The organism is Xanthobacter cornucopiae, assembly GCF_043195065.2.
In the GTDB taxonomy this organism is placed as follows: Bacteria; Pseudomonadota; Alphaproteobacteria; order Rhizobiales; family Xanthobacteraceae; genus Xanthobacter.
Genome location: NZ_CM195531.1, coordinates 3,844,279 through 3,868,207 on the forward strand (window position 1 = coordinate 3,844,279; position 23,929 = coordinate 3,868,207).

A 23,929-nucleotide genomic window follows, 5' to 3' on the forward strand; every position below is an offset into this window, starting at 1 on the left:
CGACCCTGTTGAGTGAAGATTTATGGTTCAACGCTGATGACTTTTGAAACTTGTCACACGACGGACGCAAGACGACGCCCGCGGGCCATGCCCCCACCTAGGGAAGGGGCGTGCGGGTCTCCTCGATGCCGCGCAGCAGGAAGGCCACCGTGGCTTTCAGGTTCGCCTCGAGGTCATCGTCGATGTGCTGGGCCACCAGCAACGGGTGGCAGTACAGCACCATGGCGCCCAGGATGAGCCGGCTGACCAACTCGGGGTCATGGGGCACGAACACCCTGTCCCGGATCCCGTCCGCCAGCACCCGCGCCACCACCGCGCGGATCCGCTCCTTGTGGGCCTCGATATTCTCCCAATTGTTCTCGATGGCCACCTGCACCATGTCGTGCACGCGCCGCTCGACCAGGAAGTTGGCCTTGTGGTAGGCCAGAATGGCCAGATAGATGTCGCGGATGCGCTGCTGAGGCGGGGACGGCCGGGCCGCGATCTCCGCCGTCTGCCGGTCGATCTCGCCCAGGGAGCGATCGCAGATGGTGGCGACGATCGCGGTCTTGGAGGGGAAGAAGCGATAGACGTTGGCCGGCGACATGCCGAGCTCGGCGGCGATATCGGCCACCGCGGTCTTGGCAAAGCCCATGCGGCGGAACAAGTCCTCCGCCACCCGCGCGATCCGCTCGCGGGTCTCGTCCGCCGTCTCCTTCGCCCTGATATTCACGATCGTCCCCGATGAAGTGATAAATTTCATAAATCATCACAGATCAGGATGCAAGGCGCACGCACCGGGCCGGTCCCGGCTTCGACTGCCACGCCCGCCCGCCGATGGCCGGTCGCGGCCCTCACCCGCGACGGGGCGCGAGGATGGGCCGGAAAGCGACCGCGCCGCGCGGATCACCGGCCGGATCGGCTCATGCCGCGGCTGACGTGCTTTTCGGCCCAATGGGCGAGGCGCACGAACGGCAGGCCCAGCAGCAGGTAAATGGCCGCCACCAGGATGCCGGTTCCGAAATAATCGTAATAGGTGGTGGAGATCTGCTCATAGGTCTTGGTCAGCTCCACCAGCGAGATCACCGACACCAGCGACGAATCCTTGATGAGGGAGATGAAGTCGTTGGTGGTGGGCGGCAGCACCATGCGCGCCGCCTGGGGGATGATCACGCTCCTCAGGGCCTGGCGCTCGGTCATGTTCAACGCCACCGCCGCCTCCATCTGGTGGCGTGGCACGGCGAGCAGGCCGGCGCGGTAGTTCTCCGCCTCATAGGCGGCATAGTTGAGCCCCAGGGCCAGCACGCCGGCCACGAACGGGTCGAGCTGAAGGCCAATCTTCGGCAGGCCGTAATAGATGAACAGCACCTGGATCAGCAGCGGCGTGCCGCGCACCACCTCGATATAGACCTGGGCGAGGCGGTCGAGCACGGTGCCGCCATAGACCCGGCACAGCGCCAGCCCGGCGCCGAGGCCCACCGCCAGCACCATGGCCAGGATGGAGATCTCCATGGTCATCAGCGCCGCCCAGCCGAGCTGCGGCAGGAAGCGGGCGTAGCGCTCCAGCTGCGCCCTCCAGCCGGAGGGCTGGGTGGCGGCGACGAAATGGTCGTAGTTCACCGGCTGGGCGGTCATGGGCTTCGCGTCGCCGGTCACCTGCGCCATCATCGGCGACCAGAGCGCCCAGGAATCGAGGATGGCATGCAGGCTGCCGTCCGCCGACATCTGCGACAGGGCGGTGTTGATGGCGGCGAGCAGCTGCGGGTCCGCCCCCTTCTTCAGGGCGATGCCGTATTCGATGCGGCCGATCATGGGCCCCGTGAACTGCAGCTCGCGGTCCGGCAGGGCGTAGTAGACGGCGATGGGGAAATCCATCACCGTGGCGTCGAGCCGGCCGAGCTTGAGATCGGAGTAAGCGTCGATCTCCTCGTCATAGGTGCGCACGTCGATGCCGCCGGCCTTGCGCAGCACATATTCCATCTGGCTCGACTTCAGCGTGCCGACCTTCCTGCCCTTGAGGTCGGCAAGCCCGTCCACCGGCGTGTCGCCGCGGCGGATCACGATCTGGCCGAAGGTGGTGTAGTAGGGAATGGAGAAGTCCGCCGCCGCCTGGTGCGCCGGCGTGATCTCCAGCCCGCTCAGGGCCACGTCGTACAGGCCGTTGTCGAGGCCGGGGATCAGGTTGCTCCAGTCGTTCTGGACGAACACCACCGGCCGGCCGAGATGGCGGCCGATCTCCTCCATGATGTCCACCTCGAAGCCGACGGTGCGGTTCGGGTCGGCCGGGTCCTTGAAGATATAGGGGGCGCCGGAGGTGCCGTCGCCGCCGTAGCGCAGCGGCGGACCGGACAGGGCGGGCGCGGCGGGCGCCGGCCCCGTCTCCGCCCGCGCCGGACCCTGGGCAAGCGCCACAATGACGGCCAGCGCGACGGCCAGAAGAAGGTGCAGGCGCGACCCGATGGCGCGCGGCAGAACGTGACCCATGGCGACCCCCGGGCGGGAACAGGCGGGAACGGCGGCGCGCATCACAGAAACCGGCGCAGGAACTGGCGGGTGCGCGGGTCCTTGGGGTTCGTGAACATCTCGTCCTCGTCCGAGATTTCGACGATCTCCCCCTTTTCCATGTAGATGATGTAGTCGGAGGCATCGCGGGCGAACCGCATCTCGTGGGTCACCACGATCTGGGTCATGCCCTCGCGATCCAGTTCCTTCATCACGTCCAGCACCTCGTCCACGAGGCCCGGATCAAGCGCTGAGGTCGGCTCGTCGTAGAGCATCACGCGCGGCGCCATGGCGAGCGCGCGGGCGATGGCGCCGCGCTGCTGCTGGCCGCCAGACAGGTCGATGGGGTAGTGCTCCAACCGCTCGCCCAGGCCCACCTTTTTCAGGAGCCCCTCGGCCAGCGCCTCCGCCTCAGCCCGGGGCATGGCCTTCACCACCATGGGCGCGAGCATCACGTTTTCCAGCAACGTCTTGTGCGGAAACAGGTTGAAGCTCTGGAAAACCATGCCGACATTCTTGCGCAGCAGGTGGGCGGCGGCGGCGAGGTCGCCAACGCCGCCTTTTCCCTTGGCGCCGTTCGCGCCGGGGCCGGCAGGCGGCCGCGCCAGCGTCACGCCGCAGATCTCGATCCGGCCGGAATCCAGACTCTCAAGCCCGTTGAGGCAGCGCAGCAGGGTGGACTTGCCACAGCCGGAGGGGCCGATGAGGGACACCAGGTCGCCCTCCTCGATGGTGAAGCTCACGCCCTTGAGGATGTGCGTTGCGCCGTAGGACTTCCGCACGTCCTCGACGCGCACGATGGCGCCCGCGTCCCGGAGTTGCGCATCCGGCAACGGCGCGCCCTGTGATTGCGACTGCATCTCTCGCCCCCGCAGCCGCGGGACGCGGCCGCATGTCCCTGGAGGGCATGGGGTAATGGCGACCGATGACACGGCCGTGACCGGCCCGCCGGCTCAGCGCCCGTCCGCCACCAGGCAGCCGGCCGGGATCGCCGCTCCGGTCAGGGCGGCGACCACGCAATGGGCGGAAATCATGTTGCCGCGCGCCAGCGCCTCGCGGCTGGAGCCGGAGGCATGGGCGCTCGCCACCACGTCGTCGCGGGCGATCAGCGCCTCCGCCAGCGGCCGCAAGGCCGGGTCGTTCTCCGCCTCGAACACGTCGAGGCCGGCGCCGCCCAGCCGGCCGCCGCGCAGGGCCTCGAGCAGGGCTGCGTCATCGATGAGGCCGCCGCGCGCGGTGTTCACCACCACCGCGCCGGGCTTCAGGGCCTGCAGGGTGCGCGCATTCAGGAGGTGGCGGGTGTCGGCGGTGAGCGGCGCATGCACGCTGACCACGTCGCTGGCGGCGAACAGCTCCGGCAGCGGCACATAAGTGACGCCACTCACGGCGAAATCCGGCCGGGGCGTGGCCACCAGCACCCGCGTGTCGAAGCCGTGCAGCCGCCGCGCCACCTGCCGGGCGATGCGCCCGAAACCGATGAGCCCCACGGTCTTTCCGTAAAGGTCGCTTCCGCTCACCACCCGCCAGTCGCCGGCGGCGAGGGCCGCCTGGCCCGCCCGCAGGCGACGCAGCACCGCCAGCATCAGGGCCAGGGTGTGGTCGGCCACCGCCGCGTCATTGGCACCGGCGGCGATGGTCACCACCCGCCCGAGCGCGCGCGCCGCCTCCACGTCCACCCGATCGTAGCCGACGCCACGGCGGGCGATCACTGCCAGCCCAGGATGGCGGGCGAGCACCTCGCGCGTCACCGCGCGCTGGCCGACGATCCAGCCCGCCGCCCCCTCCAGCAGCTGGTCGAGCGCGGCGTCGGGAATGTCGGTGTCGATGGCATCGCCGGGCAGGCCGGAGGGCACCACGTCGAACCCCTGCTCCACCAGATGGTGCGCGGCGGCGTCATCGAACAGGCGGGTGGTGACGAGAACCTTGCGCGGGGCAGCCACGATGGAACGATCCTTGGACAGTCGAGGAAACCCTCTTCCTCGACCCATCCGGCGCCGGGATCAAGGGCGCGACGCAAAACGGCGGCGCTTGCGGCGCCGCCGTGGTGGATCAGCCGATCAGGCCGGCGCTCAGGCGGCCTGCGGGGCCTCGACCGCACCGGCGATGGTCTTCGGGGCGGCCGCCTGGGTATTGATGGGGATGACGCGCGGCTTCTTGGCCTCGGGAATATTGCGCACGAGGTCCACGTGCAGCAGCCCATTCTCAAGCACCGCGCCCTTCACCTCCATATGGTCGGCGAGCTGGAAGCGACGCTCGAAGGCGCGGGCGGCGATGCCGCGATAGAGCACCTGGGCCGCGTCGGCCGATTCGGCGGCTTTCTTCTCGCCCTTGAGGGTCAGGGCATTTTCCTTCACCTCGATGCTGAGTTCAGCATCGGTGAAGCCCGCCACCGCCACGGTGATGCGATAGGCATTCTCGCCGGTCCGCTCGATGTTGTAGGGCGGATACGTCGGCGCCGCGTCGACACCACCGACGGAATCGAGCAGCGAGAACAGCCGGTCGAATCCGACCGTGTTGCGATACAGGGGGGAAAGATCAAACGTACGCATGGCATATCCTCCAGTGAAGCGACATGCAGGGCCCTCCGAAGCCGGGCCCGGTTCTGACGCCGTCGTCATGACCAGCGCCGTTTTGGATGTGGGAACGCCTCCCCGTCCCGTCAAGGGTCGCCCGTCCCGGCGCGGGCGAAGCCAGATGAACCGGCGCTGAACGGAACGGCTGCCATTCGTTCAAGGAAGCGGGCTAGACTGACCGTCCGCGAGGCGTGACACGACGCGGCGGCGGGGCGCGGCTCCCGCCACGAGACCTGCAGCGGGAAAGGGCAGACGATGCGAGGCCCCCTGTACCGGCTTTCCGGCCTCGCGCTGGTCTTGATCGCCGCGATTCCGATCGCCTTCGACCTGGACGAGACGACGGCCGCGCAGACCGGCGAGGCGATCCGCGCATCGTCCACGCTCCATTCGGTGCCCCCGCGCAACCTCTACCGCGCCTATGAAGGACAGCTGCCGCGCGCCGGCCGCCCGCTGACCCCCACCACCCTGGTCGCCGGGCTGGAGGCCCGCGGCTTCTCCCGGGTGGACATCCTGCGCCGGCGCGGCCACAGCATGTTGGCCGAGGCCACCGGCCCGCGCGGCGAGCGGGCCCGGCTGGTGGTGGACACGGTGACCGGCGAGATCACCGGCCTGCAACTGCTCGGCTTCGCCGCCGACGACGATGCCGGCACCGGCCGATAGGCCCGCGGGACCGCGCGGCGCCGAAGATTGTGCCGGGGCGGCCGGCATGCAACCCTCCCGCCGCCGGCCGCCATGGTCGCAGCCAGATCCGAGCCCCGATGACCCTGTTCTCCATCCCCGGCAATCCCATCCCCGAAGGCGCCGTGAGCGGCGAGATCGTCGCCGCCGACGGCGTGCGGCTGCGCTATGCCCGCTGGATGCCGGACAGCGGCCTGCGGGGCACCGTCGCTGTCTTCACCGGGCGCGCCGAATTCATCGAGAAGTATTTCGAGGTGGTGCGCGAGCTGCGCTCGCGCGGCTTTGCCGTGGCCGTGCTGGACTGGCGCGGACAGGGCGGCTCGCAGCGCCTGCTGCGCCACCCCGGCAAGGGCCACGTCCGCCATTTCCGCGACTACCAGATCGACCTCGAGGCCTTCGCCCGGCACGTGCTGCTGCCCGATTGCCCGGCCCCCCATTTCGCCCTCGCCCACTCCATGGGCGGCACCATCATGCTGCAATCGGTGCTGGCCGGCCGGCGCTGGTTCGATCGCATGGTGCTGGGGGCACCGCTGCTCGGCATCAAGATCATACCCGCGCAGGGCATGGTGCGGGCGCTGGTAACCACCCTCGCCTACACCGGCTTTGCCCGCGCCCTCGTCCCGGGCGGGCGCAGCACGCCCATCACCGAGGTGCCGTTTGCCCGCAACCCGGTGAATTCGGACCCGGTGCGCTACGCGCGCGCCGCGGAGGTGGTGCGCGCCTTTCCCCAGCTCGGCATCGGCGCGCCCACCAACGGCTGGCTGCACGCGGCCTACCGGGCCATGGACCAGCTCGCCGATCCGGAGGTGGTGCGGCAGATCCGCCAGCCGCTGCTGATGATCGCCGCCGGCGGCGACCGGCTGGTGTCCAACGCCGCCATCGAGCACCTCTCGGCCCGGCTGATCGCCGGCGCCCATGTGGTGGTGCCGGCGGCGCAGCATGAGATCCTGATGGACCAGGACCTGTTCCGCGCCCAATTCTGGGCGGCGTTCGACGCCTTCATCCCCGGCACGCCGGTGGTGTGAGGCCGGCCGGGCTCAGCCGGCGAGCATCCGCAGCGCCTGCTCGTGCACGGCGCGGCTGCCCGCCGCCACCACCCGTCCGCCCTTGGCCGGCGCGCCGCCCTCCCAAGTGGTGACGACGCCGCCCGCGCCCTCGATGATGGGGATGAGCGCCACGATGTCGTGGTCCTTCAGCTCGGTCTCGATGACGAGATCCACCAGCCCCGCCGCCAGCATGCAATAGACGTAGCAGTCGCCGCCGTAGCGCGAGAGGCGGACCTGCTCCTCCACCCGGCCGAAGTCCGCGCGGTCGGCGTCGTTCATCAGGCGCGGGCTGGTGGTAAACAAGATCGCGTCCTCCAGCCGGGCGCAGTCGCGCACCCGCAGCACACGCTCGCCCGCCGGGCCGCGATAGCGCGCGGCGGCGCCGTCGCCGTAGAAGCGCTCCTTGATGAAGGGCTGGTGCATCATGCCGTAGACCGGGTCGCCGTCCTTCAGCAGGCCGATGAGCGTGCCCCAGGCCGGCAGGCCGGCGATGAAGGACTTGGTGCCGTCGATGGGATCGAGCGCCCACACATAGGGCGAGCTGCCGGCCACGTTCTCGAACTCCTCGCCGATGATGCCGTGGCTCGGGAACGCCTCGCGGATCAGGCGGCGCATGACCTGCTCGGCGGCGCGGTCGGCTTCGGTGACGGGGTCGAACGCCTTGCCCCGGCTCTTGTCCTCCACCCCCAGCGAGGTGCGGAAGAAGGGCAGGATGGCCTCCCCCGAAACGGTCGCGAGCTGATGGACGAAATCGTCGATGGCGACGGCGGTCATGGTTTCCGCACTCCTAGTCTGCGGCGCGCGCGGCGCTCCGGAACAGGCGACGAGGCCGTCACGGACGGCGGGCGTTCTTCCCGGACATGCAGCGGAAGAGGGCTCGGGATCAAGCGCGATTCACGCCGCCGCCGCACCACCCCGGAGAACTGACGCACTTCTAGGCAGTGCCGGGGCGCATGATCGGTCAAGGAATAGGCAGATCGGATGGAGCGGTGTTCAGGTGGCGCTTTTGAAGCGGATAGCTGCCTAAACAATCTGCTGTGAAGCATCTTGCTGCAAACGCCCGATCCTCGCATATTGATGCAGCGCGGCATTGCCTGTTGCGATGCCGCTGCCCTCCTTGGGCGTTTCCTCCCTAGACTTGGGCCGCTCCCTTCGGGTGAAGCGGCCCCTTTCTTTTTGGGCCCGCCAGTTACTTGGCCCGGCGCTTCTCTTCCCCATTCCGCATCCGAACTTCGCGACAGGCCCGAACTCCAGCCCGGCGCAACGACGACCCGCGCCCGCGCGCCAAACGCCGGCCTCCGCGCCCGCGTGCCTGCGGACAAGCCGCCGGCAGCGCGCGATTCGCCCGCAGGACCCCATACAAGCGCGGGGAAGCCGCCGGCCCAGGTCAGGCGGCCTGAAAATTATAACGTAAAATCAATAAGTTATATAAAATTACACAGATGCGACAAACGGGCACTTGATTTATGGCACTGCACTCGGCTATTTGTGCATTGCGACATGGCGATTGGCGTCGCTGTGTCGCTGCCCTCCTTGGGCGTTTCCTCCCTAGACTTGGGCCGTTCGCCAACGCGGACGGCCCCTTTCTTTTTTGGGCCCGGCACAAACCCATTCCCACGCCCCATCTGGCGGATCGGCTCTAAGGCCCCATTATCCAGACGGACCGTTTCAGCGCCCCTCCCGGCACGGCTTCGACGCCGCCTTAGGGATGCTGCTGTACACCAGCACTGCGACAGGCCGATGCGCTGTCAGGACAGGGATGTCTGACCGCGCCAAATTCGTATATCTGCCATTCGAAAAACGCAAGGCACCATTTGCGGATTTGCAGAGCCTTGTCACGCGGACGTCGCCGATGCCCCCTCCTCCGCGCACCGGCGAAGCGGGGTGCCCGGCCTCCCTGCGGTCCGGGCAGGGTTCGCGGGCTGGCGCGGATATGCCATCGCCGCGGTCTCGACCGATGGCAGAGGCACCGCGGAAGCGGCGCGGCCGTGACCAGACCGCCATGCGTCAAGCGCAAGGCCTTTGGCATGATTCCGGCGAACGGGAGCCGCCCCGCCCGGGAAGCGGGCCCGCGCGCCGGCGGGCGCCTTGCCGCCCACGGGCAGCCGGCACCCCGTGCGGCATCAGCCCGGGCTGGGACCGGCCATCGCCATGCGGACACGCGAGGCGACAGAGCCACGCCCCCTCCCACGCCAACGCCAGGCGGCACCGGCATCGGCCGCCGCCTGGGACGGTCCGTCTCATTCGGCGGCGGCGCGCGGCGCCTCCAGGGTGCCCAGCACCTGGGCGAACACGCGCGGCATGGCCACGCGGATATGCTCCTTCAGCCGCTCGAACCCCGCCGAGCGGGCATAGAGCGCCTCTTCCATGTAGAGGGCGCGATTGACCTCGATCTGCACCGCATGCAGCCCGGCGGCGGGGTTGCCATAGTGCTCGGTGATGTAGCCGCCGGCATAGGGCTTGTTGCGCAGCACCCGGTAGCCGGCCGCCGACAGCTCCCGCTCCAGGGCGTCGGTCACGATGCCGCTGCAGCTGGTGCCATAGCGATCGCCGAGCACCACGTCGGCGCGCTGGCTCTCGTCGCGGGTCGAGGTGGACGGCATGGAATGGCAATCCACCAGCACCGCCATGCCGAACCGCCGCTGGGTGGTGGCGATCAGCCGCCGCAGCACCTGGTGATAGGGCTTGTAATAAGCCTCGATGCGCTCCAGCCCTTCCACCACGGTCAGCCGGCGCGGATAGATCTCCTGCGCGTCGCCCACCACGCGGGCGATGGTGCCGAGCCCGCCCGCCACCCGCACCGAGCGGGTGTTGGCATAGGGCGGCAGGCGCCCCTCGAACATGCGCGGATCGAGCTCGTAGGGCTCGCGGTTGAGATCGAGGAATGAGCGCGGGAACAACGCCCGCATGAGCGGCGCCCCGGCATTCACCACGTCCTCGAATAATTCGTCCACGAAGCTGTCCTCGGACCGGCGCAGCGTGGCAAAGTCCAGCCGTGTCTGCGCCACGAAGCTCGTGGGGTAGATGCGGCCCGAATGGGGGGAGTTGAACAGGAACGGCCCGGTCGCGGCCTCGAGCCCCAGGATCTCGAACGCAGGATCTATGGTGTCGGCGAGGCAGGCAGTCATCGCGCGCCGCGGAACTCCGGAAGGTTTCTAAATGCTTGTTTCACCTACATGATGCCCGCCGAAGGGGGGGCTTGTGAAGGGGGCGCGGCACTTTCACTCCGAATTTACCCGAATGGGCGAGACACTCACATGGGTTCCGGCCGCCGTGGCCGGTCCACGGCTTACGATTGATCAGGGGAAACGGCGTGTCCAAGATCCTGCTCGCCGAGGACGACAACGACATGCGGCGCTTCCTCGTGAAGGCGCTGCAGAATGCCGGCTATTCGGTGGCTTCCTACGACAATGGCAAATCGGCCTACGAGCGGATGCGGGAGGAGCCGTTCGAGCTCCTGCTCACTGACATCGTCATGCCGGAGATGGACGGAATCGAGCTGGCGCGCCGCGCCACCGAGCTCGACCCCGACCTCAAGGTGATGTTCATCACCGGCTTCGCCGCCGTGGCGCTGAACGCCGACGGCGAAACGCCCTCCGAGGCGAAGGTTCTCTCCAAGCCCTTCCACCTGCGCGATCTCGTCGCCGAGGTCGGGAAGATGCTGGACGCCGCCTGAACGCGGCGACCCCACGCCGCGCCGGTGTCCCGCGCTTTGCACAGGCGCTGAAAACCCTGCGGCGTCCGGCGCTTAGGCGCCTTTTTCACGCGGACGGACACGGTTTCGCTTGAAAACCCGCGACAGCGCCTTGCCTCCGATCTTCGGAGCCGATATAGAGGCGCTTCCTGCAGGTGGGGCGCGTAGCTCAGCGGGAGAGCACTACGTTGACATCGTAGGGGTCACAGGTTCGATCCCTGTCGCGCCCACCATTCCTTTCCCGATGTTTTGAAAATCCAGCTCCACGGAACGCCGTGGCCGTAGTGGATTCGCAGCCCCGCCGCGCTTCACGCACGGCGTGAGCGCACAAGCCCGATTGACGTGGCCGCGACACATCGGCATCAGCGCGCGAGAGGTGCCCCATGACCCCGTCGACCGCGATTTCCCCAACCGCCGCGCTTGCGCCCGATCATCCCCCGGTCGCCCATCCCCCAGTGGCCCATCCCCCAGTGGCCCATGGGCGCATCGGCGTGCTCATCGTCAATCTCGGCACGCCGGCCGGCACTGACTACTGGTCCATGCGGCGCTATCTGAAGGAGTTCCTGTCCGACCGGCGGGTGATCGAAGTCAACCGCGCGGTGTGGTGGTTCGTGCTCAACGCCATCATCCTCACCAGGCGGCCCGGCCCCAAGGGCCGCGACTACCGCAACATCTGGAATACCGCGCGCGACGAGGGCCCGCTGCTCACCCTCACCCGCGCCCAGGCGGAGAAGCTGGCAGCGACACTGGCGGCGCGCGACCCGCGCATCATCGTCGATTTCGCCATGCGCTACGGGGCGCCGGCGATCGCCGAGCGAATCAACGCGCTGCAGGCGGCGGGCTGCGAGCGAATCCTGATCGCCCCGCTCTATCCTCAATATGCTGCCGCCACCACCGCCACCGTCGCCGACGCCGCCTTCGACGCGCTCAAGGCCCTGCGCTGGCAGCCGGCGGCGCGCATCGCCGCGCCCTGGCACGACGATCCCGTCTATATCGATGCGGTGGCTGAGGACCTGGAACGCCATCTGGCTGCGCTCGATTTCGAGCCCGAGGTGATTCTCGCCTCCTTCCACGGCATCCCCAAATCCTACCACCTGAAGGGCGACCCCTATGCCTGCCAGTGCGCCAAGACGGCGCGCCTGCTGCGGGCGCGGCTGGGGATGGGGGAAGACCGGCTGCGCCTCACCTTCCAGTCGCGATTCGGCCGCGAGGAATGGCTCCAGCCTTACACCGACGTGACGGTGAAGGCGCTGGCCGAGAGCGGCGTGAAGCGCCTCGCCGTGGTCAATCCCGGCTTCGTCGCCGACTGCCTGGAGACGCTGGAGGAGATCGGCGTGGAAAATCGCGAGATCTTCCTGGCCCATGGCGGCGAGAAATTCGCCGCCATCCCCTGCCTCAACGACAGTCCGGCCGGCATGCGCGTGCTGGAGGCGGTGGTGCGCCGCGAATTGTCCGGCTGGATCGCGGCCTGAGCGCCCGGCGCCCAGGCGGGCCCGGGAGCCGCGCGAACCCGCGCCCGGGCATCGTCCCGCCGAGCGCCTGGCCGCCTGGGGCCTTGGCAACCTGGGGGCTTTGCCGCAGCGGGGCGCCGCGTCGCCGCCGGCAGCGGCCGCGCCGACGGGTGGCGCGGCACCGCAAGCGCGACCCCTCACACCGGGCGGCGATCCTCGATGGTCTTGGCGTCCGCCGGCAGGGTGCCGGGGGCAAGAAGCGCGAGGCGGCCACGCAGCTTGGTGGCGGCACGCAGGTCCTCCAGCAACGCCTCCTGCGACAGGGCGGCGGAATCGGCCACCTCCACTTCCAGCAGCATGTCGTCGGCATCGCCCACACGGTCCACCACGAGCCGCGCCCGGGCCACCGCCGGATGCTTCCTCACCGCCGCGCTCACCTGCACCGGATGCACGAACATGCCGCGGATCTTGGTCACCTGATCGGCCCGGCCGAGCCAGCCCCGCAGCCGCACATTGGTGCGCCCGCAGGGGCTGAGGCCCGGCAGCACCGCCGACAGGTCGCCGGTGGCGAACCGCACCAGCGGATAGTCGGCATCGAACAGCGTCACCACCACCTCGCCCACCTCGCCGACGGCCTCCACCGGATCGCCGGTACCCGGGCGCAGGATCTCCACCAGGCAGCCCTCGTCCACGATCATCCCCTCCTCCGCCTCGCTCTCATAGGCGACGAGGCCGAGGTCGGCGGTGCCGTAGCACTGGCGGGCGATGATGCCGGCGGCCTTCAGCTCCGCCCGGTGCGGCGGCAGGAAGGCTTCCCCCGTCACCAGCGCCTTCCTGAGGGAGGAAATGTCGGTGCCGGTCTCGCGCGCCTTGTCCACCAGGATCTTGAGGAAGGACGGGGTGCCGCCGTAGCCGTCGGGGCGAAGGTCGGCGATGGCGCGCAATTGCAGGTCGGTCTGGCCGACGCCGGCCGGCACCACCGCGCAACCCAGCGCGTGGGCGCCGCTCTCGATCATCGAGCCGGCCGGGGTCAGGTGATAGGAGAAGGAATTGTGCACGATCTCGCCGGCCCGGAAGCCGGCCGCGTAAAGGCCACGGGCGAAGCGCCAGAAGTCCGGGCCGTGGCCTTCCGGGTCATAGATCGGCCCCGGCGACATGAAGATGCGCGCCAGCTTGCCCGGCGCCACCGCATTCAGCCCGCCGAAGGGCAAGCTCCGGGGCTGGATCTCCAGGAGGTCCGACTTGCGGGTGACCGGCAGGCGGGCGAGCGCCGCGCGGCTGGTGACCGCGGCCGGGTCCACATCCTTGAACAGGTCCGCGAAATAGGCCGATTTCGCCTTCGCGTGGGCGACCTGGGCGGCAAGGCCCGCCAGCAACGCCTGCTCGCGCGCTTGCGGATCGCGGGTCTCGCTCGCATCGTAATGGCGGTTCGGATCGGTCATCTTGGAGCCCACATCTGCACGGGTTGAGGCCAGTCTCGGGCGCCCGGCCCGCCCCCGGCCACATGGCGGCGGGGGAAGAGGGCGCGCCAGGGTCGTCATGGCCCGGCCGCGACGCCGGGCGGTCCAGGCGGCAAAAAGCCCTCCCCCGCGCGCGGGGGAGGGTTGGAAGGCGGCGGGAGAAAGCCGAACAGGCCGCGTGCCACGCCACCGGTGCCGGGCCGGCGGCCGCGACGCTCATACCAAAGGCCCGTGGGCATGACTCATGGGGCTTTGTTCAAGCCCGCGCGGCGCTTGAGCGGACCCACGTGGCACCGGCCGCAGACCGGGGCCGATGGTCTCACAGCCAGCGCTTGCGGCGCTTGAAGCTCTTGAGGTTCTTGAACGACTTGCGCTCCTCGCCGCCGCCCTGGCCCAGGTAGAACTCCTTGACGTCCTCATTGGTCTGCAGCATTTCGGCCGAGCCATCGAGCACGATCTTGCCCTGTTCCATGATGTAGCCGTAATCGGCCACCGAGAGCGCCACCCGCGCGTTCTGCTCCACCAGCAGGATGGTGACGCCCAGGTCCTGGTTGAGCTTCTTGATGATGGCGAACACCTCCTTCACCATCAGCGGCGACAGGCCCATGGAGGGCTCGTCCATGAGGATGAGCTTGGGGCGGGCCATCATTGCCCGGCCGATGGCCAGCATCTGCTGCTCGCCGCCGGAAAGGTAGCCGGCAAGGCCGGTACGCTCGCGCAGGCGCGGGAAGAAATCGTAGACGCGCTCGATGTCGCTCTTCACCTCGTTGTCGCGGCGGGTGAAGGCGCCCAGCTTCAGGTTCTCCAGCACCGTCATGTCCGAGATGATGCGGCGTCCCTCCATCACCTGAAAGATGCCGCGGCGAACGATCTTGTCCGGCTCGATGCCGTTGATCTTCTCGCCCAGGAAGTTCACCTCGCCCCGGGTGATCTCGCCGTCCTCGGTCTTGAGCAGGCCGGAGATGGCCTTGAGCGTGGTGGACTTGCCGGCTCCGTTGGAGCCCAGCAGCGCCACGATCTGCCCCTTGGGCACCTTCAGGGACAGGCCGCGCAGCACCAGGATGACGTCGTTATAGACCACCTCGATGTTGTCCACGGACAGGAGCGGCGCGGCGCCGGCGTCCGCGACCGGTTCGAGCTTCAATGCGGCTTGGGCCATGGAGGTCTCCGATTTCGGGGCCACCCCCTCCCCCGGAGGCGGGAGAGGGGGCGCGCGTTCCGCCCGTCCCTTGCGGGACGCGATGTCAGGGCCGGCTCACCAGCCCTGCAGCTCGGTCTTGCGCGGCAGGTCCACCGTGGTGACCTTCTCGAGCTTGATGGTGCCGTTCTTGATGAGCTCGGTCACCGAGGCGTCGGTGGGTCCGGTCACCACCGCGCGGTAGAGGTCGACGGTGGTGGTGGGGCGGTGATCGGTGGGGGTCCAGGTGGACGGCACGCACACGCCCTCCATGCCCACCGGCACCCAGTCCTTCTTCTGGTACATGCCGTCGCGGATCTTCACGCCGGTGATGCCGCCGCTCTTGTCGGCCCACTCCATGGCCTCCTTCATGTAGAGGGCGGTGCAGATGGCGGTCAGGTAGTGCACCGGGCGATAGGTGTTGCCCGACGGGTCGGAAATCTTGGAAATGGCCTTCGCGGTGGCAAGGCCCGGCGCGTCGCCAGCCCAGGTGGTGGCGGTGCGCACCGGGAACACCACGCCGTTGGCGGCCTCCCCCGCCGCCTTCATGGCATTCTCGTCCATGCCCCACACATTGCCGAGGAACTGCACGTCCACCCCGGCGGTCTTGCAGGCCTTCAGCACCGAGATGTTGGAGCCGGCGGTGTTGCCGAGATAGGCGTAATTGGCGCCGGACTGCTTCAGCGTCAGGCACTGGGGCGTGTAGTCGCCGGGGGTGAGGGCGAAGGTGATGGGGTCCAGCACCTCGAAGCCGAGTTCCTTGGCATAGGCTTCCGCCGCCGCCTTGGGCGAATTGGGATAGGGGTGGTTGGCGCCCATGTGCACCCACTTGGGCTTGCCGGGCTTGCCCTTGGCCTTCCAGTCGTCGGCCGCCCACTTCACCATGGCCCGGGCGGAATCGGAGTACGACGGGCCGTAGAAGAAGTTGAACGGGGCGGCGCGCTCGCTCTTCTCGTTCACCTTGCCCACCGGATCGGTGAGGGAGGCGGAGTAGGAGCCGGAGAAGTAGGGGATCTGCTCCTTGGTCACCATGGCCACCAGGGCCTCGGTGTCGGCGGTGCCCCAGCCCTGGATGGCCACCACCTTGTCGGAGCCCACCCACTTCTTGAAGGCGGCCAGCGCGCGCGGCACCTGGTAGCCGTATTCGTTGAAGTCGGAATTGATCTTCTTGCCGTTCACCCCGCCATTGGCGTTGATCCAGGCGATGGTGTCCTGGATCGCCTGGCCGTAGGGCTGGCCAACGTCGGAGGTGCCGCCGGAATAATCGGCGAGATGGCCGATGTTGATGGACTGGGCGAGCGCCGGCGCGGCCCCGGCCAGCGCCAGAGTCGAGACCAGGGTGAGGGCGGCAGCTTTGGTCTTGTTCATTGTCGTCTCCTTGGCGTTTCCTGTATCGCGGCTTGTGCCGTCTGTTTTCGGAAAGATCAGAACGAGAAGGGGTAGAGCTTCCAATAGGCCTTGATCTGGCGCCAGCGGTGGGCAAGTCCATCTGGCTCGAAGATCAGGAACAGGATGATGGCGGCGCCGATCAGCATCTCGCGCATGTAGGTGATGCCGTCCTTCAGGTGCAGCGCCTGGTCGATGAAGCTGCCCGACAGGGCCGAGGCGAGCCAGCCGGTGGCCTCCGGCAGCAGCACCATGAAGATGGTGCCCATGAGCGAGCCCATGATGGAGCCGAGGCCGCCGATGATGATCATGCCGAGGAACTGGATGGAGAACAGGATATCCAGCCCTTCCACCGACATGAACCCCACATAGTGGGCATAGAGCGCGCCGCCGATGCCGGCATAGAAGGACGAGATGCCGAACGCCATGGTGCGATACTTGGCGAGGTTCACGCCCATCATCTCGGCGGAGAGATAATGGTCGCGCACCGCGATCAGCGCCCGCCCGTCGCGGGAGCGCATGAGGTTGGTGGCGCCGAGATACATCACCACCACGAAGAACAGCACGACGTAGAAATACTTGTCGTCGCTGGAGAGGTCGTAGCCGAACAGGGTGAAGGGCGCGGCCATGGCGCCGTGGGTGCCGCCGGTGAACCATTCGGCGCGCACGAAGAAGTCCTGCAGGATGAACTGGGCGGCCAGGGTGGCGATGGCAAGGTACAGCCCCTTCACCCGCGCCGCCGGCAGGCCGAAGATGAGGCCCACCACCGTGGTCCACAGCCCCGCCAGCACAATGGCGAACGGCACCGGCACGCCCTTATTGGCGAGATAGGCCGAGGCAAAGCCGCCGAAGCCGAAGAACACGGCGTGGCCGATGGAGATCTGGCCGGAAAAGCCGACCAGGATGTTGAGCCCCAGGGCGGCGATGCCGAGATAGCCGATCTGGATGAACAGGCTCAGCACGTAGCGCGAGAAGAAGAAGGGCGCGAAGCACAGGGCCACCACCGCCGCCACGCAGATGAGCATGGTGAGCCGCGTCTGGAAGATGGTCTGGTCGGCCTGGTAGCTGGTGCGGTAGTCGCCGCACGGACGCATGGTGTTGATGGCCATGGGATCAAACCCTCTCGATGTCGCGGGTGCCGAACAGGCCGTAAGGCTTGATCATGAGGATGATGATGAGGGCGTAGAAGGGGATGATCTCGTAGAGATTGCCCCACTTGAGATACTGGCTGTCCACGTACTGGCCGAGGTTTTCCAGGAGGCCGACGATCAGGCCGCCCACCACCGCGCCGAAGATGCTGTCGAGGCCGCCGAGGATGACCGCCGGGAACACCTTGATGCCGAAGTAGGAGAGCGCCGAACTGACGCCGTTGACGATGCCGACCACCACGCCGGCAACCGCCGAGACCGCCGCCGAGATGCCCCAGGACAGCGCGAACACCTGCCGCACCGAGATGCCGAGCGACTGCGCCACCTGCTGCGAAAAGGCGGTGGCCCGCATGGCGAGGCCCATCTTCGAATATTTGAAGAACCAGGCAAATCCCGCCATGATGGCGAGGCTCACCCCGGTGGACATCAGATAGGCGGTCTGCACCTGGAGCCCGAGCACGTTCACCTTGTCCACCGGGAAGATGGGCGGGAACGGCTGGGCGAAGGTGCCGAACATCCACTTCATCAGCGCCTGGAAGAAGATGGACATGCCGATGGTGACCATGATGACCGAGATGATCGGCTCGCCGATCAGCGGCCGCAGGACGATCATCTGCACCGCCATGCCGAACACCATCATGAAGCAGACGGCGATCAGGAAGCCCCAGAAGAAGGGGATGTTCCAGGCGGTGAGCAGCCACCAGCAGGTCCAGGCGCCGATGAGCAGGAATTCGCCCTGGGCGAAGTTCACCACCTGGGATGCCTTGTAGATGAGCACGAAGCACATGCCGACCACGCCATAGAGCGTGCCGATGATGAGCCCGTTGATGATGAGCTGAAGCAGAAGCTGGGATTGCATCAGAACGCTCCCGCGATCGCCCGCCGCCGCAGGGCGGACAGGGCTGGGAGGGGGAAGGGACGGCGGCGGGCGCCGGCGATGGTCACGTCACGGGAGGGCGCCTGCCCCCTCCCCGGCAGTCCAGGCCCCATGGCCGGAGGCATGCGGCAGCGGCCCGTCATCATGCCGCCCTCCGCGATCCGCCGGGGACGAGGGCGCCGAGGTCGATCACGTCGAGCTTGGTCTTCACCCGCTGCTTGGTGCCGTCCTGGAAGGTGATGGTGGTGTCCACGTCGATCACCGCGTCGCCAGCGTACATGGCGTCGATGATGGTGCCGTAGCGCTCGTTGATGACACCGCGCCGCACCTTGCGGGTGCGGGTGAGCTCGCCGTCGTCGGCGTCCAGCTCCTTGTACAGCAGGACGAAGCGGCCGATGCGCTGCTTCTCCGCCAGCGTCTTGTTGACCTCCTCGACCTCCTTGCGCAGCAGGGCGATCACCTCCGGCTTGGAGGACAGGTCGGTGTAGGTGGTGAAGGCGATGCGGTTCTTCTCCGCCCATTTGGAGACGATGGAGAAGCGGATGCACAGCAGTGCCGCGAGGCTGTCGCGGCCGTCACCCAGAACCACCGCCTCGGCCACGTAGGGCGAGAACTTCAGCTTGTTCTCGATGTATTGCGGCGAGAAGCGGTCGCCGTGGGAGGTCTTGGCCATGTCGCGCACGCGGTCGATGACCACCAGATGGCCCTTGCCGTTGAAGAAGCCGGCGTCGCCGGTGCGCATCCAGCCCTCTTCCGCGAACGACTTCACGGTTTCCGCTTCATTGCGGAAATAGCCGGTGAAGCAGTTGGCGTGGCGCGTCACCACCTCGCCGAGGCCATTGGGATCGGGATCGTCGATGCGGATCTCCACCCCCTGGAACGGCACGCCCACGGTGTCGAAATCCACGTCGCCGGCGGTGTGCAGGGTGTAGGCACCCAGCAGCTCGGTCTGGCCGTAGAGCTGGCGCATGGGCACGCCGAGCGCCAGGAAGAAGCGGAAGGTGTCGGGCCCGAGCGCCGCCCCGCCGGTGGCCGCCGACTTGAGGTGGGAGAAGCCGAGCCGGTCACGCAGAGCCCGGAACAGGATGAAGTCCGCCAGCGGCGAGCGCCGGCCGTCGTCCAGCGCCTTGAGGCCGAGCTTCATGCCGAGATCGAACATGGCCCGCTTGAGGCGGGAGGAGTCCATCATGCGCGAGCGCACGTCGGCGGCGATCTGCTCCCACACCCGCGGCGCGAACAGCACGAACGAGGGGCCGATCTCGCGCATGTCGGCCATCAAAGTCTCCTGCTCCTCCACGAAGTTCACCTTCATGCGGGAGATGAGCGCCTGACCGAAGGCGTAGATCTGCTCCATGATCCACGGCATCTGCAGCACGCTGACGTATTCGTCGCCGGGTCCGCGCGGGTCCATCTCCAGATAGGCGCGGCAATGCTTCAGCACCGCGCCGGCGGTGAGCATGGCGAGCTTGGGATGGGAGGTGGTGCCGGAGGTGGTGCACAAGATGGCGACGTCGGCGCCGGTGCCGACGCTGACGAAGCGCGCGTAGCGGTTGGGGTCCTTGCCCGCCACCGCGCGCCCGCGCTCCTCCAGCGCTTTCAGGGAGACGAGGCGCGGATCGTCATACTTACGGATGCCGCGCGGGTCCGAATAGACGATGTGGCGAACGGTGGGGATCTTGTCGTCCAGTGACAGGAGCTTGTCCACCTGCTCCTCGTCCTCCGCGAACACCACCGCCACGTCGGCATAGGTGATGAGGTAGGCCACCTCGTCCGCCAGCGCATCGCGGTAGACGCCGAGGCTCAGGCCGCCCAGGGCGTGGGTGGCGATCTCGCCCATCAGCCATTCGGGGCGGTTGTCGCCGAGCAGGGCGACCACGTCGCCGCGCCGGACGCCGAGGTGCTCCAGGCCGAGCGTGATGGCCTCCACCCGGTCGGCCACCGCCTTCCAGGTGTAGGAAATCCAGATGCCGAGGTCCTTTTCCCTCAGCCAGACGTCGTTGGGGTGCTGGGCGGCGTTGCGCGCCAGCAGCTTCGGGAAGGTGTCGTGCTGCGTCACGTCCGCCCAGTCGTGGACGGAGGGGGTCACGGCGGCGATCGTCATGGCGTCTCTCAGGCGGACAGGGCGGTTGGGGCGGACTCGTCTTCCAGCAGAGGGTCTTCCTCGCCGAGATAGGCCTTGCGCACGTGCGGATCGGCCAGCACCGCGGCGGGCTCGCCCTCCACCAGCTTCTTGCCGAAGTCGAGCACCATCACCCGGTGAGAGATGTCCATCACCACCCCCATGTCGTGCTCGATCATGATGATGGTCATGCCCCACTCCTCGTTCAGGTCGACGATGTAGCGGGCCATGTCCTCCTTTTCCTCGAGGTTCATGCCGGCCATGGGCTCGTCGAGCAGGATGAGCTTGGGTTCCAGCGCCACGGCGCGGGCCAGTTCCACCCGCTTGCGCAGGCCATAGGAGAGGGTGCCCGCGGTGGCCTTGCGCACGTGCTGGATGTCGAGGAAGTCGATCACCTCCTCCACCTTGCGCCGATGCTCCAGCTCTTCTTTCTGCGCCCCGCCGATCCAGTAGAGGGCGCCGGTGAAGAGATTGTTCTTCAACAGATGGTGGCGCCCCACCATGATGTTGTCGAGCACGCTCATATGGCTGAACAGCGCCAGGTTCTGGAAGGTGCGACCAAGGCCGATGGCCGCGCGCCGGTTGGGCTTCAGCTTGGTGACATCGACGCCGTCGAACACCACGCGACCCTCGCTCGGGGTATAGCGGCCCGAGATGCAGTTCAGCATGGAAGTCTTGCCGGCCCCGTTGGGGCCGATGATGGAGAACAGCTCTCCCTTGTTCACGTGGAAGCTCACGTCCGACAGGGCCTTCAGGCCGCCGAAGCGCAAGGAGATGTTTTCGACGCCAAGAAGCGCGCGCGCGTCCGCAACAGCCTGCGGAACCACGGAAGTGGTGCTCAAGCCCGGTTCCTCCCTATGTGACGGGAGAATCGGGCCCCTGGCCCCTTCTCCCGTTTTTCTGCGCCCCGCTTTGCTGTGGCTCGGCGGCTGGCTTGGCGCAGGTGCCCGATCGTTGCGTCAGGCTTTAGTGGAAACAATCAAGCGTTCTTTTTTATTGTGGTCAAGCGGCATTTCATGTCGCAGGATGAACTTGCATCGCTCCGGCGGCTTGCCCAGTCTGGCCGCCGCATCGACAGGGCTCACGCGATCTTGCGTGATTCGGTTTTCCGGCACGGGCTTCCCGTGCCCTTCAACGTCTTGAAGGCCATGGCGCGCACCATCGGTTCCAACGGCACCCGCACCGCCGAGGCGATCCGCCAGGCGGGGGTGAAGCTCATCTACAAGCATGGCTATGAGGCCATGAGCCTGCGCCAGCTCGCTTCCGAGGTCGGGCTACAATCCGGCTCGCTCTACAAATACTTCGAGAACAAGCAGAATCTCCTGTTCGACATCGTCCGCGAGCACATGGAGGACCTGACCTCGAAGGCGGAAGCGGACCTCGCCGGCATCACCGATCCGCTCACCCGGCTGAAGACCTTCACCGCATTCCACCTGCGCTACCACATGACGCGCATGGCCCATGTCTTCATCGCCAACATGGAGATCCGCTCCCTGGAAGACGAGCACCGCGCCGTCATCATCGCCCAGCGCCACCGCTACGAAGGCCTGCTGGAAGGCATCCTGCGCCAGGGCGCCGAGGCCGGCGTGTTCCAGGTGCGCGAGCCCAAGGTGGCGACCTATGCCATCATCTCCATGTTGACCGGCATCTGCATGTGGTACCGGCCCGAGGGGCGGCTGAGCCAGGACGATCTCATCGCCATCTACAGCGGCCTGGTGGTGGGTGGCGTGACCGGGGCCGATGCCGCGCACGCAACCGGCACCCCGCTGGCCCCTTCGCTGCCCCTGCCGGCGCGGCCACCGCTGGCAGAGATCACCGTGACCGAAGCCGTCCGCGACGCCGATGCGCCGCGCGCCGCGCGCAAGCCGCGGGCAAAGGCGGCCCCACCCGCGCCCGCCAAGGCGGCGGCGACGGCGACGGCGGCGGCGGCGCCAAAGCCCGCCCCGGCCCGCGCACGGGGCCGCTAGCCCTCCCGCGGCCGGCCCGGCACACGCGGCCCGACGAGGCCGATCGAAACCTCTTGCGCCCCTCGGAAAAAAACGTACGATCGTTTCCAAGCCGACACTGATCGGCAGGAGGACACGCCCGACCGCCATGCCCCGCAGGCCCCGCGCCCGCGGGTCCCCGCCCGCCCGGACGGGGCCGGCCGCGCGCGTCCTTCCCCACACGGACGGGCCCAGGCGCCCAGAGGACGAGGCCGCTCATGGCGATCATCGAGGATGCGGTGGACCGCCGCTCCGACGCATTCCGCCGCAACACCCAGGCGCTGGAACACGCCGTCGCCGACCTGCGCGCGAAGGTGGAGCAGATTTCCGAAGGCGGCGGCGAGGTCGCCCGCGAGCGCCACCTCAAGCGCGGCAAGCTGCTGCCGCGCGACCGCATCCGCACCCTGCTGGACACCGGCTCGCCGTTCCTGGAGCTCTCCCAGCTCGCCGCCTACGGCATGTATGACGACGAGGTTCCGGCGGCCGGCATCATCACCGGCATCGGCCGGGTCTCGGGCCGCGAATGCGTCATCGTCGCCAATGACGCCACGGTGAAGGGCGGCACCTATTATCCGGTGACGGTGAAAAAGCACCTGAGGGCGCAGACCATCGCCCGGGAAAACCACCTGCCCTGCATCTACCTGGTGGATTCCGGCGGCGCCAACCTGCCCAACCAGGACGAGGTGTTTCCCGACCGCGAGCATTTCGGCCGCATCTTCTTCAACCAGGCCAACATGTCGGCCGAAGGCATTCCCCAGATCGCGGTGGTGATGGGCTCGTGCACCGCCGGCGGAGCCTATGTGCCGGCCATGGCCGACCAGTCCATCATGGTGAAGAACCAGGCCACCATCTTTCTCGGCGGCCCGCCTCTGGTGAAGGCCGCCACCGGCGAGGTGGTCACCGCCGAGGAGCTGGGCGGCGCCGACGTGCACACCCGCACCTCCGGTGTCGCCGACCACATGGCCGAGAACGACGCCCACGCGCTCGGCATCGCCCGGTCCATCGTGGCCGACCTCAACCGCACCAAGGCGCACAGCCTGGACATCCGCGAGCCGCGCGCGCCGCTGCACGACCCGCGGGAGATCTACGGCATCGTCTCGGCCGATCCCAAGCAGCCGTTCGATGTGCGCCAGATCATCGCCCGCATCGTCGACGGGTCGGAGTTCGACGAGTTCAAGCCGCTCTACGGGCCGACCCTGGTGACGGGCTTTGCCCGCATCTTCGGCTACCCGGTCGGCATCGTCGCCAACAACGGCATCCTGTTCTCGGAAAGCGCGCTCAAGGGGGCGCACTTCGTGGAGCTGTGCGCCCAGCGCAACATTCCCCTGGTGTTCCTGCAGAACATCACCGGCTTCATGGTGGGCCGGAAGTATGAAAGCGGCGGCATCGCCAAGGACGGCGCCAAGTTCGTCACTGCCGTGTCCTGCGCCAGCGTGCCCAAGTTCACCGTGGTGATCGGCAATTCCTTCGGCGCCGGCAATTACGGCATGTGCGGGCGAGCCTTCGACCCGCGCTTCCTGTGGATGTGGCCGAATGCCCGCATCTCCGTGATGGGCGGCGAGCAGGCGGCCGGGGTGCTGGCCCAGGTGAAGCGCGACGGGCTGGAAGCGCGCGGCGGCCAGTGGTCCAGCGCCGAGGAGGAGGCATTCAAGGCACCCATCCGCGCCCAGTACGAGCGCCAGGGACACCCCTATTACTCCTCGGCCCGGCTGTGGGACGACGGCGTGATCGACCCCGCCGACACCCGCATGGTGCTGGCGCTGGCCCTGTCCGCCGCCCTCAACGCCCCCGAGCAGGAGACACGCTTCGGCGTGTTCCGCATGTGATGATGCCGAACGCCGCGCGGAGGACACC

General features: G+C 67.9%; 20 protein-coding genes and 1 tRNA gene. 7 read left to right on the plus strand and 14 right to left on the minus strand.

The window, feature by feature from the left end:
• Window positions 1-97 precede the first annotated feature (97 nt).
• The 5 genes from V5F53_RS16910 to V5F53_RS16930 form a co-directional block, all read right to left on the minus strand.
• Window positions 98-712: a TetR/AcrR family transcriptional regulator gene (locus V5F53_RS16910; RefSeq protein ID WP_393996226.1), complete on the minus strand. Its 615-nt coding sequence runs from the start codon at window positions 710-712 to the stop codon at window positions 98-100.
• Window positions 713-885: 173 nt separating this feature from the next.
• Window positions 886-2,463, minus strand: a complete 1,578-nt coding sequence (locus V5F53_RS16915; protein ID WP_393996225.1) for an ABC transporter substrate-binding protein/permease — start codon at window positions 2,461-2,463, stop codon at window positions 886-888.
• A 41-nt stretch (window positions 2,464-2,504) separates the two neighbouring features.
• Window positions 2,505-3,341 carry an amino acid ABC transporter ATP-binding protein gene (locus V5F53_RS16920; RefSeq protein ID WP_393996224.1) on the minus strand — a complete coding sequence of 279 codons (837 nt, stop codon included), beginning with the start codon at window positions 3,339-3,341 and terminating at the stop codon, window positions 2,505-2,507.
• A 93-nt stretch (window positions 3,342-3,434) separates the two neighbouring features.
• A complete protein-coding gene (locus V5F53_RS16925) occupies window positions 3,435-4,421 on the minus strand; it encodes an NAD(P)-dependent oxidoreductase (RefSeq protein WP_393996223.1) in 987 nt (328 codons plus the stop codon).
• 129 nt (window positions 4,422-4,550) lie between these two features.
• Window positions 4,551-5,030, minus strand: coding sequence for an Hsp20 family protein (locus tag V5F53_RS16930; RefSeq protein ID WP_393996222.1), 480 nt, complete (start codon window positions 5,028-5,030; stop codon window positions 4,551-4,553).
• 279 nt (window positions 5,031-5,309) lie between these two features.
• On the opposite strand from V5F53_RS16930, the gene V5F53_RS16935 reads away from it, so the two are divergent.
• Together V5F53_RS16935 and V5F53_RS16940 are read left to right on the plus strand one after the other, a co-directional pair.
• Window positions 5,310-5,714 carry a hypothetical protein gene (locus tag V5F53_RS16935; protein WP_393996221.1) on the plus strand — a complete coding sequence of 135 codons (405 nt, stop codon included), beginning with the start codon at window positions 5,310-5,312 and terminating at the stop codon, window positions 5,712-5,714.
• A gap of 98 nt (window positions 5,715-5,812) precedes the next feature.
• A complete protein-coding gene (locus V5F53_RS16940) occupies window positions 5,813-6,757 on the plus strand; it encodes an alpha/beta fold hydrolase (RefSeq protein ID WP_393996220.1) in 945 nt (314 codons plus the stop codon).
• Window positions 6,758-6,769: 12 nt separating this feature from the next.
• On the opposite strand, the gene hisN is transcribed toward V5F53_RS16940, so the two are convergent.
• Window positions 6,770-7,552 carry a histidinol-phosphatase gene (gene hisN, locus V5F53_RS16945; RefSeq protein WP_393996219.1) on the minus strand — a complete coding sequence of 261 codons (783 nt, stop codon included), beginning with the start codon at window positions 7,550-7,552 and terminating at the stop codon, window positions 6,770-6,772.
• Window positions 7,553-9,018: 1,466 nt separating this feature from the next.
• On the minus strand, window positions 9,019-9,906 hold the full coding sequence (locus V5F53_RS16950) for an N-formylglutamate amidohydrolase (RefSeq protein ID WP_393996218.1): 888 nt from the start codon (window positions 9,904-9,906) through the stop codon (window positions 9,019-9,021).
• Between the two features lie 221 nt (window positions 9,907-10,127).
• On the opposite strand from V5F53_RS16950, the gene V5F53_RS16955 reads away from it, so the two are divergent.
• The 3 genes from V5F53_RS16955 to hemH all read left to right on the plus strand — a co-directional run bounded on the left by V5F53_RS16955 (window position 10,128) and on the right by hemH (window position 11,944).
• A complete protein-coding gene (locus tag V5F53_RS16955; protein WP_509213014.1) occupies window positions 10,128-10,454 on the plus strand; it encodes a response regulator in 327 nt (108 codons plus the stop codon).
• A 176-nt stretch (window positions 10,455-10,630) separates the two neighbouring features.
• Window positions 10,631-10,705: transfer RNA gene (locus V5F53_RS16960), tRNA-Val, on the plus strand.
• 150 nt (window positions 10,706-10,855) lie between these two features.
• On the plus strand, window positions 10,856-11,944 hold the full coding sequence (hemH, locus tag V5F53_RS16965) for a ferrochelatase (RefSeq protein ID WP_393996216.1): 1,089 nt from the start codon (window positions 10,856-10,858) through the stop codon (window positions 11,942-11,944).
• A gap of 176 nt (window positions 11,945-12,120) precedes the next feature.
• Here hemH and V5F53_RS16970 read toward each other — a convergent pair whose 3' ends face one another.
• The 7 genes from V5F53_RS16970 to V5F53_RS17000 form a co-directional block, all read right to left on the minus strand.
• The gene (locus V5F53_RS16970) at window positions 12,121-13,365 is read right to left on the minus strand and encodes a phenylacetate--CoA ligase family protein (RefSeq protein ID WP_393996215.1); all 1,245 of its coding nucleotides are present in this window, start codon (window positions 13,363-13,365) and stop codon (window positions 12,121-12,123) included.
• 337 nt (window positions 13,366-13,702) lie between these two features.
• The gene (locus tag V5F53_RS16975; protein ID WP_393996214.1) at window positions 13,703-14,542 is read right to left on the minus strand and encodes an ABC transporter ATP-binding protein; all 840 of its coding nucleotides are present in this window, start codon (window positions 14,540-14,542) and stop codon (window positions 13,703-13,705) included.
• Between the two features lie 96 nt (window positions 14,543-14,638).
• Complete coding sequence (locus tag V5F53_RS16980) at window positions 14,639-15,928, minus strand: ABC transporter substrate-binding protein (protein ID WP_393996213.1); 1,290 nt, start codon at window positions 15,926-15,928, stop codon at window positions 14,639-14,641.
• A gap of 56 nt (window positions 15,929-15,984) precedes the next feature.
• Window positions 15,985-17,055: a branched-chain amino acid ABC transporter permease gene (locus V5F53_RS16985; RefSeq protein WP_393996212.1), complete on the minus strand. Its 1,071-nt coding sequence runs from the start codon at window positions 17,053-17,055 to the stop codon at window positions 15,985-15,987.
• A 4-nt stretch (window positions 17,056-17,059) separates the two neighbouring features.
• On the minus strand, window positions 17,060-17,953 hold the full coding sequence (locus V5F53_RS16990) for a branched-chain amino acid ABC transporter permease (protein WP_393996211.1): 894 nt from the start codon (window positions 17,951-17,953) through the stop codon (window positions 17,060-17,062).
• 160 nt (window positions 17,954-18,113) lie between these two features.
• The gene (locus tag V5F53_RS16995; RefSeq protein WP_393996210.1) at window positions 18,114-20,072 is read right to left on the minus strand and encodes a long-chain fatty acid--CoA ligase; all 1,959 of its coding nucleotides are present in this window, start codon (window positions 20,070-20,072) and stop codon (window positions 18,114-18,116) included.
• An 8-nt stretch (window positions 20,073-20,080) separates the two neighbouring features.
• Entirely contained in the window at window positions 20,081-20,932 is an 852-nt protein-coding gene (locus V5F53_RS17000; protein ID WP_393996209.1) for an ABC transporter ATP-binding protein, read from the minus strand.
• Between the two features lie 249 nt (window positions 20,933-21,181).
• Here V5F53_RS17000 and V5F53_RS17005 point away from each other — a divergent pair, with 249 nt between their 5' ends.
• Both V5F53_RS17005 and V5F53_RS17010 read left to right on the plus strand, forming a co-directional pair.
• Window positions 21,182-22,057 carry a TetR-type transcription factor C-terminal domain-containing protein gene (locus tag V5F53_RS17005; RefSeq protein ID WP_509212509.1) on the plus strand — a complete coding sequence of 292 codons (876 nt, stop codon included), beginning with the start codon at window positions 21,182-21,184 and terminating at the stop codon, window positions 22,055-22,057.
• 236 nt (window positions 22,058-22,293) lie between these two features.
• Entirely contained in the window at window positions 22,294-23,901 is a 1,608-nt protein-coding gene (locus tag V5F53_RS17010) for a carboxyl transferase domain-containing protein (protein WP_393996207.1), read from the plus strand.
• Window positions 23,902-23,929 lie beyond the last annotated feature (28 nt).